At 38.4% G+C, this 13,072-nt stretch carries 11 protein-coding genes; 7 read left to right on the top strand and 4 right to left on the bottom strand.

Features of this window, described 5'->3' with window-relative positions; all coding sequences use genetic code 11:
• Nucleotides 1-3: 3 nt before the first annotated feature.
• On the bottom strand, nucleotides 4-813 hold the full coding sequence (locus UB32_RS18380; protein ID WP_347230927.1) for a DeoR/GlpR family DNA-binding transcription regulator: 810 nt from the start codon (nucleotides 811-813) through the stop codon (nucleotides 4-6).
• 457 nt (nucleotides 814-1,270) lie between these two features.
• Nucleotides 1,271-2,815: a bifunctional diguanylate cyclase/phosphohydrolase gene (locus UB32_RS18385; protein ID WP_241768549.1), complete on the bottom strand. Its 1,545-nt coding sequence runs from the start codon at nucleotides 2,813-2,815 to the stop codon at nucleotides 1,271-1,273.
• Nucleotides 2,816-2,969: 154 nt separating this feature from the next.
• On the opposite strand from UB32_RS18385, the gene UB32_RS20595 reads away from it, so the two are divergent.
• Entirely contained in the window at nucleotides 2,970-3,176 is a 207-nt protein-coding gene (locus UB32_RS20595; RefSeq protein WP_241768550.1) for a hypothetical protein, read from the top strand.
• Nucleotides 3,177-3,297: 121 nt separating this feature from the next.
• Here UB32_RS20595 and UB32_RS18390 read toward each other — a convergent pair whose 3' ends face one another.
• Complete coding sequence (locus tag UB32_RS18390; protein WP_044396537.1) at nucleotides 3,298-3,894, bottom strand: DUF5317 domain-containing protein; 597 nt, start codon at nucleotides 3,892-3,894, stop codon at nucleotides 3,298-3,300.
• 459 nt (nucleotides 3,895-4,353) lie between these two features.
• Nucleotides 4,354-5,097 (bottom strand): HI0074 family nucleotidyltransferase substrate-binding subunit, encoded by a 744-nt coding sequence (locus UB32_RS18395; RefSeq protein WP_084221910.1) that lies wholly within the window; start codon nucleotides 5,095-5,097, stop codon nucleotides 4,354-4,356.
• A 518-nt stretch (nucleotides 5,098-5,615) separates the two neighbouring features.
• On the opposite strand from UB32_RS18395, the gene UB32_RS18400 reads away from it, so the two are divergent.
• From UB32_RS18400 to UB32_RS18425, 6 genes are all read left to right on the top strand, one after another.
• Complete coding sequence (locus UB32_RS18400; RefSeq protein WP_157841639.1) at nucleotides 5,616-7,091, top strand: glycoside hydrolase family 3 N-terminal domain-containing protein; 1,476 nt, start codon at nucleotides 5,616-5,618, stop codon at nucleotides 7,089-7,091.
• A 65-nt stretch (nucleotides 7,092-7,156) separates the two neighbouring features.
• Complete coding sequence (locus UB32_RS18405) at nucleotides 7,157-7,663, top strand: hypothetical protein (protein WP_044396540.1); 507 nt, start codon at nucleotides 7,157-7,159, stop codon at nucleotides 7,661-7,663.
• Nucleotides 7,664-8,926: 1,263 nt separating this feature from the next.
• Nucleotides 8,927-9,982, top strand: coding sequence for a LacI family DNA-binding transcriptional regulator (locus tag UB32_RS18410; protein ID WP_347230928.1), 1,056 nt, complete (start codon nucleotides 8,927-8,929; stop codon nucleotides 9,980-9,982).
• Nucleotides 9,983-10,047: 65 nt separating this feature from the next.
• Nucleotides 10,048-10,770, top strand: coding sequence for a ThuA domain-containing protein (locus UB32_RS18415; protein WP_044396543.1), 723 nt, complete (start codon nucleotides 10,048-10,050; stop codon nucleotides 10,768-10,770).
• A gap of 15 nt (nucleotides 10,771-10,785) precedes the next feature.
• Nucleotides 10,786-11,814: a Gfo/Idh/MocA family protein gene (locus UB32_RS18420; protein WP_044396545.1), complete on the top strand. Its 1,029-nt coding sequence runs from the start codon at nucleotides 10,786-10,788 to the stop codon at nucleotides 11,812-11,814.
• Nucleotides 11,815-11,960: 146 nt separating this feature from the next.
• Nucleotides 11,961-12,929, top strand: a complete 969-nt coding sequence (locus UB32_RS18425; RefSeq protein ID WP_044396546.1) for a sugar phosphate isomerase/epimerase family protein — start codon at nucleotides 11,961-11,963, stop codon at nucleotides 12,927-12,929.
• Nucleotides 12,930-13,072: the final 143 nt, after the last annotated feature.

Here is a 13,072-nt window from a genome sequence, read left to right on the forward strand (position 1 = left end):
TGTTTAGTGATTGGTAATTTCGATTCCGATGTTTCTATATTTTGCGGCGATCGCAGGTTTTAGCTGTGAATCGGTGACTATACCATCAATATTGTTTAAGTCGCAAACCTTGAGCAAAGAGACGACATCGAATTTGCTGCTATCGGCCAGTACGATGCATTGCTGGGCTGACTTGAGCATCCGCTTTTTGAGTTGTACCTCGCCAATTCCGTAATCGGTCAGCCCTTCTGTAACGGAAATTCCGCTCGTACTCATGAAAAACGTATCAACATGAAATTGGGAAATAAAGCTCTCAGCCATTTCACCAACCGTACACAGCTCCTGGTTGCGGAGGACCCCGCCTGCAAGTATGATCGTGTAATGGGGCATGTCGGAAAGCTCAACGGCAATTGGCAGGGAGTTTGTCACAACCGTAAGTCTTTCAAACTTTGTTTTTAGCACCTTGGTAAATTCGGTATTGGTAGTGCTCACATCAAGCGCAATCGACTGCCCTTCCTTCACAAATCGGGAAGCAATCTCTGCAATCTCCTTCTTTTCATATATATTCTTCGTTTCCCTGACCGAAAAAGTCAGCTCCTGGCTCTTCACCTCATCTAGCACCGCCCCGCCATGAACCCTCTTAAGGTGACCCTCTTTCTCTAAGAACTCTAAATCTCTCCTCACAGTCTCAATCGAAACCTTGAATCGGCTCACCAAATCCGACACCTTCAACGAACGGTTCTCCTTTAGTAGGTCTAATATTGCCTCATGCCGCTCTTGTACAAACACCTTATCACCACTTTCTATTAAATCCACATAAATCCAATATATCACCTATATCGGTCAAAATGAAAGTACGGAGACGATCTTTATAGTAGGCCAATCGACGATTTATGCGAAGGAAAGCACGATGAACGCTTTTAACTGATCTTCGTGATTTAATTTTTGGCTTTTACTTGGTGGTGTTGCGATATTGGAAAGGAATTTATATCTTCACCAATCTCGGCAATGGTAATTGCTGTAGGTAAAAGGAATTGTTGTAAATACTAGGAGTTCTTCTTGATAGTAACTCGCTGTTTGATTTCCCTAATCAGTTCTACTAAGTACCGACCGGATAGGAGGATTGCAAAGCGCTGATTTGTCAGAAACTTCGCTTTTATTATAAATGGGAGCATTGAGTTATTGGGAGATTAAATATAGAACCAGTGAAGATGCACTTTTTTCTATTTTCCTGCTTTTTGAAAAACAGGAATAATGATAGAGTGACTATTATAGAAAAAGGTGGAGGATATCAGTCAGGTGATTCCTCCGCTGTTAATTGGGCTAATTGTTTTCTTTCTAGTTCTTTATTTGTTTTTAAAAAATAACGCTCCTCGATCAATTTGATGAAAGGTTCTATATACTTTGCATCAAACTGATTGCCCGAACAATCCCGGAGTTCCTGAATTGCTTCCTCAAAGGACTTTGTCTTCTGGTACGGTCTTTCTGTCGTCATGGCATCAAAAGAATCAATAATGCATAGGAGACGTGCCAGTTTTGGGATATTTTCTCCCTTGAGACCATAGGGGTAGCCCTTGCCATCATAGCGTTCATGGTGTAACTCTACAAGGGGGATCAGGTCCTCAAGTTCCTTGTTCGTAGAAATGATCTCCTTCCCCCAAGTCACATGCTTCTTAACCATTTCCCATTCATGTGGTTCCAACTTGCCCTTCTTATTGATGACATCACGTGGAATCTCAAGTTTTCCGATATCATGAACTAGTGCTCCAAGCGTGAATAACTTTCGTTCATGGTCAGGAAGCTCAAGCTTTCGGGCAAAGTCAACAGCATATTGGAAAACCCGTTTGCTATGCCTGTAGGTATAAACATCTTTGGAAAGGAAAATTTTCAATTGCTGTTCTGCTTCTTCAAGTTGCTTTTCAAAAGATTGCGAGTCATCGATGCTCTTTAATTGAGATTGATAGATTTGAACAAGGTTTTTTCCTTGAGCCTTTGCGAAATACATCGCTTCATCTGCTTTATTTAAAAGCTCTGTGATGTTATAAGTATCATTTTGCCACTGGGCCACACCTGCTGAAAATGATAAACAACCATATGGCAGTGCATCAACACCTTGGAAGTAGGTGTCATTCACCTTCTTCCTTAGATCATTTAAGAATTGATAGGCAACATTTTCTTCAGTATTTGGCATTAAAACTGAAAACTCCTCGCCGCCATATCGAGCAACCATATAATTCTTAACTCCAGATTCTATTAATAAAATCGTTCCAAATTCTTTGAGAAGCTGGTCCCCCTTAATATGTCCATAGAGATCATTATATTTTTTAAAATCATCCAAATCAAGAAGAGCTACACTTAGGGGTTGGCCTGAGTCTCTTGAGAGGGAAATTTCTTTTTCAAACAATTCTTTAAAATAGCCATGATTATTCAATCCAGTCAGGTAGTCCTTGTTAGCCTTATTGGAGATGTCTTTATATAATTCAAAATGCTGTTTGAATGCCTGTGATAGCAAGAAGGAGATACATACAAAGAGAAATAATCCGAAATTACCTTGTGAATCAATCAAAATAAGCAGGGCCAGGGAGAGTAATAATATACTGACATAGGTGGAAATTGTCTCATTCAACATTCCTTCCAGAACCTTAGTCAGGCTTTCGGAAGCAGCCAATAAAAAGAAAATGCTGATTAGAAGGGTATTAATTACAAAGTAAGAACTTAAAGCGGTAAGATAGGGTACTAGATTGGTCAGCTGAATGTTTCCTACAATTCCGCCTGTCTGTATAAAAAAGTGATAGGATGCGACAATCATCAAAGAGTAGATAGAAAAGTTAAACAAGTGCTTCCACCATTCACTCTTTCTTTGTGTAAAGACAAAGATTAAACCATGCAAAAATAAAACGAATAAAGTGATATTAAGGCCGAATAGAAAAAGGGTGGCTAAAAATATACTGGAATCCATTGAAAGTGTATTCCCTTTTGGTGGAAGCTGAATGAGAAAGTGGTTCAGCAATAGAACAGAGCTAGTTAGGGCAAGTATATTTACCCATTCAGAAAGAGTAAAAGAGAAGGTTTCTATGGATAAAAGAAATATTGAGATGCCTAAAATTGAGGTTGTCAAAATATATGTATTAATTGGTTTTTTGATTGTAAGCATTTTATTATCACTCTCATTTACAAAATATAAGGAGAAGTTTTAGTAAACTTCTCCCGCTAAGCTTTATAGTACTTTAAAACCAGAAGTTAATGCAATGATTGCAGAACCAATAATTGCAACATTATAAAGGACAGAAGTAATCTTGAAACCTTGCTTTTCTTTTTTCATCTCAATTCACCTCCTTCAGTTGACATGTTGATATCTTTAGCCTCTTTCCTTTTTGGTAAATGAACCAGCAAGTATTGAATAAAGAGGAAGATTCCAATATTCATTACAACATCGCCTATTGAGATGACTTGAGATCTTGGGTAGGGCGCAGTTAAAGGGATGATGTCACCAAGCATTCCTAGCTTGGTGGATTGATCCAAAAGCACATGCTTTGCATATAGGCCATTTTCAAGTGCTTGGATAAAACTCGGGTCGAGAATAGCTGCTGCTTCTGCTGAAACGGGCATTCTGCCGCCATTCAGTATCATCACAAGGAAGTTTAGAAAAACCCCGAAGAAAATGATGATGAACCCTTGATGTTGCCGATTGATAAACAAAAAAATCAAACCTAGTATGTAAACAACCATATAAATGATTCCGCTTGCCTGTCCTAATACTTCATAATCATTTTGGTAATAGTAGACAGCCAGCTGGACAATCAACAAAAGCGGAAAAATCCACCCAGCTTTTAACTGAAGGTCTGATAAACCTCTCAAACTTCCTTTTCGGAATAAGGCAATGACAAACGATAGGATAATTCCATCAAATACCATACTATACTATACTTCCCATCTTCATAATATTAACTTTCCTTTTTATAATAGACTTTCTGCCTTTAAAAATCCACCCATTTTTTGCAATTTTCTATAACATTCGCCATATTTCAAATATAATTCTTATTTTATACTACCTTTGCATTATGTTGTTTGTATGGTGACTGATACTTTCCATCAAGACGAAGCCAAGTTAGCGAATGAATTTGAAAGGTGATCATTTAGTCCCCACAAAAATTCGATTATATCAAATTTAAACTACGCTCTCTTTGTTAGAATAGATGTTTCTTCGTTTTTTGGCATAAGAAGACGCACGAAGAAAAGATTTTTATTCAAGTGGGTACATGAGGATATATATTTCATTAATAGAATTATTGATTGCCTACAAACTCATATAATGGAAAAAAACGTCTCCTATAAGAGCTACACAGGAGACGTCGCATTAAAAACTTCCAAACATTAATCACGAGAAATATTTTTCTCTAAGGTTTTGCAGGCATGATCTAATAAGGTGATATATATGTTTTTTATATTGTTATATATGTCTAACGCGGTAGATTCGTCGTATGTGTGAGGGGTTCTGTTTCGGTCTTCTAGCATTTTTAGCCAAAGCTCACCGTCTGTTATGAGTCCTACTTTGAATGCCGCTTTTATGGTGCTTCTCGGACTCGATAAATCTGTCACACCGGTATATTCTAAATAGGACTTCATAAGCTTCCAGGATAACTCATAGGTGAATTCAAATCGTTTAATGGTAGCATCTATTACAATGTCATCCTGTTCAGGGTCTCTTGAAAGGCTTTCCTTCAACTTGGAAAGAGCTCTTTCCAAATCCTCCATTTTTACCATCATTTTGTTCATAGTAACCACCAATTTTCCGCTCGAGTTTGTCGAAAATATAACGATGCCTTCCTTGTCAATAAAGTCTATCAATACCGAATTGCTTATTTTATCATATTCCATGACATCCAAGGTGTATATAATATTTGCTTCTGACAGCCTATCGCTTATATGAAGAAGCTCCTCATTCTTGTTTTTAAATTTAATAGCCAAGTCAATATCAGAAGATAGATGATAGTCACCTCTTGCTCTTGAGCCGAACAAAATTACTTTGTCTATAATAGTTGAGTACTCTGTAAAAATGTTAATGAGCTGATAAAAACTATCTTTTGGTAAACCATACCATTTTGTTTCACTTTTCAAAACGAAGTACCTCCTTCGTCTTATTAGGATATTTTCATTATAAAGTAAAGGGGGAATTTTTGGAAGCGAGGGGAAGGGACAAAGTGACGGATCTCTCGTCACATTCGGGAATGGAGATAGGGTGGATATGGTTTGTTGAACTGATTAATGATTGAAGTGGGGGATGGATGCCATCAGTTGATGTCTATTGGTCGAGCATAGGAAGGCAATAGATGTTCCATTTTTTCAAGCGTCTTATTTTTGGAAAATTCATGGTAAAAAAGGCAATGAGTGAAAAAACGTAACCATTTAGCTGTTTTAAAGTCTAATATAGTTAGAAAGACTGGCACTTAAGGAGGGAAAAATGATCAAAAAAATTTTAACTCTATTTTTAACCATTGTTATTTTAGGCATTAGTTATTATTTTTTTTCAGGATAAGGATTCTGAGCAACCATCGGTTACAGAAAACGATCCTGTAATGCCTAGTGAAACTAATATTGTCGATGATATTTTTTTAAGGGCCAAAAAAGGAATGCTTATGGATGTCAAAGTTATCGCGGGCGAAACGGGCTATGAAGAGGTTACGAAATTGTTCGGAACCCCTGAAAATATAGAAGAAACATCTGTTGGAGATTTTGCCGACTTTTCAGAGAGGCAAATAACAATTGGATTTCGCAATGATATAGCTTTTAACTTGCGTTCCTTCAATCAAGAGTTACAGGGAATTCATTATCAGGAAGTCATCGATCGATTGGGAGAGCCGGGCGAGATCAAGTTTTTCAAAGATACCGAATATGACCAAATTATTTTGATTTACCAGGTAAATGCCGGTTTTCAATTAAAGTGGATTCTTGATAAACCAACGAATAAAGAACCGAATCCTACATTGCATCATATTTCCGTAGTTGCTTTAGAGCCTTCAACAACTCTACCCGAAAAAATCGAAAGCATGAGTCTGGATGAGAAGATTGGGCAGATGATTTTTGCGGGCGTAGAAGGTACAGAGCCAAATAAATTAGCTGAACAGTTAATTCAAGGTTATAAGGTAGGGGGAATTATTTTTAACAGCGAAAATATCACAGATTCTTCGAAAACACTAGCTTATCTCAATGCCCTGAAAGCGAAAAATAGTTTCAATAAGGTTCCATTGTTTTTCGGTATTGATCAGGAGGGAGGCAGGATTTCGAAGCTACCAGGAAACTTAATCGATATTCCGAGCAATCTGGAAGTTGGAAAAAAGAACGATCCCACCTTCTCATTTGAATTAGGGGCTATACTTGGAAAATTAGTGAAAGCATACGGCTTTAATATTGATTTTGCACCCGTCCTTGATGTGAATAGCAATCCGAAAAATCCTGTAATCGGAGATCGTTCTTTTGCCAACAATCCCAATCTCGTCAGTGAGTTAGGAGTTGCGACGATGAAGGGAATACAGTCCGTGAACATCATCCCAACGATCAAACACTTCCCTGGACATGGCGATACATCTGTCGACTCTCATTTAGAGTTGCCAACTGTTGATAAATCGATCGAAGAACTAGAAGAGCTTGAGTTGATACCGTTTAAGAAAGCTATAAATGAAGGGGCAGAAATGGTGATGGTTGCCCATATTCTCCTTCCAAAAATAGACCAAGACTTTCCATCTTCCATGTCTAGAGTCATCATGACAGATATTTTAAGAAAGAAATTAGGTTATGACGGCATCATCATTACCGATGATATGACAATGGACGCCATTGCGGGAAACTATGATATTGGGAGTGCCGCTGTGAAATCAGTTGTTGCTGGCAGTGATATTATCATGGTTGCTCACGATTACGAAAAAATCGTGAAGGTGATTTCTGCTTTGAAGGAAGCAGTTGAACAAGGTGAGATCCAAGAAGAACGAATCAATGACAGCGTCACAAGAATCCTCCAAATCAAGGAGAAGTATAAAATGAAGGATACTCAAGTTGAACAAGTTAACACGAATGCATTGCGACGAGAACTTGGGCAGGTTCTCGAGTCGCAGTAAAGAAGCAGAATTCAATTGCAAGATGGATTAACGTTGGATTTTTATGGTAAAGGGAGGCGGTCTAAATGAATAAAAAAAGAAAATCGCTTTTCGGAATATCAATAGGTGTGAACATATTACTAGTGGCAATTGTTGCTGTGGGAATGGTAAAGATGAACTTCGTCAAGGAGCAAATTCTTGTTACAGAAGTACAAAATAATTTAGTGGAATTGGAAGGTTCGATTGCTAAACAGATGGAGGATAATTGGTCTGAACCCAACTTGGTTACAACTGAATTAGGCGATGTATTAAACGGGATTTGGCTTGGAATGACTGCTGGACAGCAAATAGGAACGTTGTCTGAAAGTGACAAGAAAATTCTTGAACGTTTATATTCCAAATTAAACCAATATCCAAATGATGAATTATATCGCTTTGCTGATTTAACCGATGAGGATAAACAGGACTTTGAAAAATTACGGGCTACACTTCGGGAAGTTGGGTTAGGATTAAACATTACTATAAATGCCAATATGGCTTCCTTTATGAGCCAAGCAGAAGAGTTGAACAATAAAATCGAATCACCATTGTGATACATGGGGTAAACAGTCCTAATTAGTAAAAATACCGTAAAAAGGAGCTTAGAATTAAGCTCCTTTTTCGTGTGAATTATTATGTGATGATGTGACATATTCAGCAGCTGGTGGCTGCGGACAGGAAACAGGTCACCAATCAAGATAATGAATTAATTGATCGAATTATCAAAGAATATATTGTTGTGTTTTAACGATTATGTTACTATAAATTCAATAGGTTATGCAAACGTTATCAAAAAAATTGCATTGAATAAAACAGTGGTTTTAAAGCTTTAATACGCAGTTTATTAAGTTCGATATGGATGTAAAAGCTTGTTTGAGTGAGTTTTAAGCACTGAATTTATGCAAACGAATTCATTAGCAAGATAACGAACATTTATAATGTGGGGATTGGAAAAATGAAATGCAATAAGCTTTATCGGTGTTGCTTCTGCAGGTTTAGCTACTAGAGTACTAATGTCTGGATGTTCATCTAGCAGTAAGGGGCATCAAGAAAGTAACGGTTGTTTGTCATTCAATACAATCTAGAGTTCAAGACTTGGTTTGAAGACTTGTTTAGCAATTCGAAAAGGAAAATCTGCCGTAAAAATCAATGATAAACTGGTGGCGGTAATGACTAGGTTGCATCAGTTAAAGCATCATTTTCTTCAGGGGACGTAGGCGAATCATCTGAGGTTGAACAATACAGAGATTACCTTGCAGATATGTCAGAAACAAAAGCAGTACAGGCGGCTCTTGAAGGGACTTTACATTAAAAAAAACATCGGTCCTTAGAAACGTTTAGCAAACGTTTGCATTGCACCTTATTTTAACCATGATGGTGTAGAAGGATTCAATGCGGAATCACAGCAAAGAATGGAAAAGAATGTTAGACATGCAAGCTGAGTATTCTGGACAGCCTGAATTAAGGCTGGACTATTGTGCACAGGTTGAATAAAAAAGATGCATTGGTGCAGCGGGGTAATTGGACATAAGCTCTATCAATGACATTGGTCCAGAATTTGCTGAAAAGAATATGGTATCCTGCCAATTCCTGCTGAAGGAGTTGAAGGCAAACTTTCTGAAGGTGTCCCACTAGGTTGTAAACAAGAAGAGTGATGAAAAAGTAGTTGAAAGTATTTAGGTTTTGGCAGTAGTCTATCGATCCTCTTATATCATGGAGCAATGACTGAGAGTTCAAATCCATTGGATGAGCAGCAAAACTAGATGGTGCTAATAAGTTTCAAATCTTCTTTTATTTGTTTGGAATAAATTAGAAGGATGAAAAAAGATATGTCTATCACAATTAAGGATGTTGCCAAAAAAGCTGGGGTCGCGCCTTCCACTGTTTCCCGCGTTATTTCTGATAGTTCTACCATTAGTGAGGAAACAAAAAAGAAGGTTCGGAAAGTAATGGATGAGCTTGGGTACCATCTTAATCTGAATGCGAGGATCCTTGTTCAGAAATCATCACAAACCATTGGGATTGTGATGAAGAACTCGACAAGTGCATCACTTCTTAACCCGGTTTTCCCTGAATTTTTAAATGGAATCAGTGATTATTGTAGTAAGCAAGATTTTAGCATCTGTCTTACGTCCGGAGCGTCAGAAGAAGAAATTTTTCAAGATACGGTAAAAATCGTAAGAGGCAAAAAAGTGGATGGAATGATTGTCATGTATTCCAAAAAGGATGACAAAGTGGTTCCTTACTTATTGGAGTCCGGAATTCCTTTTGTGGTCATTGGGAAACCTGCATATGAAACAAACAGAATCATGTATGTAGACAACGATAATGTTCTTGCAGCCAAGGAAGCGACAGACTATTTATTAAGCCTGGGTCATAAGAGGATCGGCTTTATTTCTGGAGACCCTAGATTTGAAGTATCAAAATCACGTTTCAATGGTTACAGGGAATCATTAAATGAAAATAACATAGACATGAAAGGGGGGTATGTGAAAAATTTCCTAATTGATCAAAGTGAGCAAGGAAAACAAGTTGTAAGAGAATTAATGAGTTTGCCGGTACCACCTACAGCTTTACTTGTTACGGATGACAGCCATGCCTTATTTGTATTGTTAGTCCTAAGAGAGATGAAATTAAAAGTACCAGAGGACGTCAGTGTTTTAGCTTTTAATAATACCGTAATGTCCAAGCTAGCAAGCCCCCCTTTAACATCAGTGAATATACAAACTTACCATTTGGGGAATGAGGCAGCCAGAGGCCTGATCGATTTAATCAAACACCCGGATATGGTTAAAAAGAGTGTCATTATCCCTACAACCATAGAGGAACGGGAATCATGTTTAGCCTATACGGAAAAGAATGAGCCTGATTAGTTAATATGCAGTTGGATCGAACCTAAAATACTAATAATCTATTTTCGGGATTGGAGACAATTAAAATGAATGTACTAGTATGGAATGAAAATCGTCATGAACAAACAAATCCAGTTGTCACAGCTAATTACCCAAACGGAATACATGGTACTATCGCTGAATTTTTACAAGAAGAACAAGTACAAGTGAAAACAGCCACTCTTGATGACTTTGAACATGGTTTAACAGAAGATGTATTAAACGAAACGGATGTACTCGTCTGGTGGGGCCATAAAGCTCATGGTGAAGTGAAGGATGATATTGTCGAGAGAGTACAAAAGAGAGTCTTGGAAGGAATGGGTCTGGTGGTCCTTCATTCAGGCCATTTTTCAAAGATTTTTAAAAAGTTAATGGGTACAACCTGTGATCTTAAGTGGCGCGAAGCTGGCGAAAAAGAGCGGATCTGGGTTGTTGATCCGACACACCCAATAGCTGAAGGCGTAGGACAATTTTTTGAGCTGGAGCAAGAGGAAATGTACGGAGAGCATTTTGATATTCCTACTCCGGACGAGCTTATTTTTGTTAGCTGGTTTGAAGGCGGAGAAGTTTTTCGCAGCGGCTGCACGTTTAAACGTGGGAAAGGAAAAATCTTTTACTTTAGGCCTGGACACGAAACGTATAAAACTTATTATAACGCCGATGTACAGCGTGTAATTAAAAATGGGGTTCAGTGGGCAAAGCCTAGCGAGACTGCGACTCATGAATATGGAAATGCACAGCCCTTAGAAAAAATCTCAGAAAAAAACTAAAGGGGGAATATGACTATGAAAAAATGGAAAGCAGCAGTTATTGGTTGTGGAAGTATTGCAAGGCATCGTCATTTAGTAGAATATGCAGCACATCCTGAAGTGGAAATCACTGCAGTTTGTGACATTGTGGAAGAACGAGCCAATGAAATGGCTGAGAAATACAATGCAAAGGCCTATACAAACTATGAAGAGTTACTTGCAAAGGAAGACATTGATGTTGTAAGCGTTTGTTTGCCTAATGTCCTTCATGCACCTGTATCCATTGCAGCCTTAAATGCAGGATGCCATGTTTTATGTGAAAAGCCGATGGCTACTTCTAGAGAAGAAGCAGAACAAATGATTGAGGCTTCCCACAAAAATAACAAAAAACTGATGATTGCCCATAATCAGCGATTCGTTCCATCTCATGCCAAAGCTAAAAAGTTGATTGAAACAGGTGAAATTGGAAGAGTCTTCAGCTTTAGAACGACTTTTGGCCATGGTGGACCAGAAAATTGGAGTGTGGAAGGAAGGGACAGCTGGTTCTTTAAAAAGGAAAAAGCATTTATAGGTGCAATGGGAGATTTGGGCATCCATAAAGCAGATCTTCTCCGCTACTTATTAGGTGAAGATTTCGATGAAGTCGCCAGCTTTGTTGAAACAACTCGCGAGGGTATAGATGTCGATGATAATGCTGTCTTTATTTTAAAAACAGCAAGCGGAGTTGTCGGCACTTTAGCTGCAAGCTGGTCCTACACAGCGGCAGAAGATAACTCAACAATTATTTATGGAGAAAAAGCCATCCTCCGTCTTGAAGATAATCCTGATTATTCATTAGTAGTTCAATACAAAAATGGAGAAGTGGTTCGTTATGCATTAGGAAAAATCCAGTCTAATGAATCGGGCGGCCAGAAAAATACACATGTAATTGAAAATTTCATCCAATCAATCAAAAATGATACAGAGCCTCCGATCAGCGGTGAAGAAGGCAAGAAGTCATTAGAAGTCATTTTAGCGGCTATCGAAGCCAATGCCTCTAAACGAACTGTGAAGGTGCAGGCATGACAAAATAAAGAATGTGGGCGGAGGCAGATATATCCCTGCATTTTTATACAAAATCAATAATGCGATTTATTAAAGCAGTAATTAGATGCGTCAAGTGATAGCGCATTTTAGAAATTCCATCACATGATGAATGGAGGACGAGAACCTTGAAGCTAGGCGTTTTTACCGTTTTATTTTCAGGAAAAACATTTGATGAGATGCTGGATCATGTCCACGATTCAGGTTTAAAGGCAGTGGAAATCGGAACAGGAGGCTATCCTGGCAACTCTCATTGCAATTTGGATGAATTACTGGCGAGCGAGGAAAAGCGCATGGAATACTTAGATAAAGTGACTTCCCGCGGTTTAACGATCAGTGCATTCAGCTGCCATGGAAATCCAATTTCTCCGGATAAGCAGTTTGCTCAAGAATCACACGATACTTTTATCAAAACAATGAAGCTGGCATCCTTACTTCATGTACCAGTCGTGAATACTTTTTCAGGGATACCAGGCGATAAGGAAGATGCAAAATATCCAAACTGGCCTGTAACCCCTTGGCCAAACGAGTATTCTGACTTGTTAAAGTGGCAATGGGAAGAAAAACTGATTCCTTACTGGAAAGAACAAGGCCAATTTGCAAAAGATCATGGTGTTAAAATTGGTTTAGAGCTTCATGCAGGATTCTTGGTCCACACGCCTTATACGATGCTTAAATTACGAGAAGCTACTTGTGATGCTATCGGTGCCAATCTCGATCCAAGTCATTTGTGGTGGCAGGGAATTGACCCGGTTGCTGCGATAAAAATACTGGGCAAGGCCAACGCTATTCATCATTTCCATGCTAAAGACACTTACATCGACCCGGATAACGTAAATATGTATGGATTAACGGATATGCAGCCTTATTCCAGTGTCCAAAGCCGTGCATGGACTTTCCGGTCGGTCGGCTATGGCCACAGCATCCAGGAATGGTCTAATATCGTAAGTGCATTGAGAACATATGGCTACGATCATGTAATCAGTATTGAACATGAAGATCCCATTATGTCAATTGACGAAGGCTTCAATCAGGCTGTTAAAAATCTAAAAAACGTAATCATAGAAGAAGCTGCGTCAGATATTTGGTGGTCATAGTCACTGTTGCAACTAATAACATGAACATTGATAAAATCCCCTAAACCCCGTTAAGGACTCCTTAACGGGGTTATTTCATAATATCAGAATTTATATGTTGACCCTTTTTGTGAAGCCGCAACACAAACCATTTTTAGCTTTAG

It is taken from the genome of Mesobacillus subterraneus (assembly GCF_000934845.1).
Taxonomy (GTDB): domain Bacteria; phylum Bacillota; class Bacilli; order Bacillales; family Cytobacillaceae; genus Mesobacillus; species Mesobacillus stamsii.

Bases quoted from the DNA above. Each gene is read 5' to 3' on its own strand.
- UB32_RS20595 (WP_241768550.1), top strand. From the start codon at position 2,970: ATGAGAAAGTGGTTCAGCAATAGAACAGAGCTAGTTAGGGCAAGTATA.
- UB32_RS18405 (WP_044396540.1), top strand. From the start codon at position 7,157: ATGAATAAAAAAAGAAAATCGCTTTTCGGAATATCAATAGGTGTGAAC.
- UB32_RS18420 (WP_044396545.1), top strand. From the start codon at position 10,786: ATGAAAAAATGGAAAGCAGCAGTTATTGGTTGTGGAAGTATTGCAAGG.
- UB32_RS18390 (WP_044396537.1), bottom strand. From the start codon at position 3,894: ATGGTATTTGATGGAATTATCCTATCGTTTGTCATTGCCTTATTCCGA.
- UB32_RS18400 (WP_157841639.1), top strand. From the start codon at position 5,616: ATGGATGTCAAAGTTATCGCGGGCGAAACGGGCTATGAAGAGGTTACG.
- UB32_RS18410 (WP_347230928.1), top strand. From the start codon at position 8,927: ATGAAAAAAGATATGTCTATCACAATTAAGGATGTTGCCAAAAAAGCT.
- UB32_RS18415 (WP_044396543.1), top strand. From the start codon at position 10,048: ATGAATGTACTAGTATGGAATGAAAATCGTCATGAACAAACAAATCCA.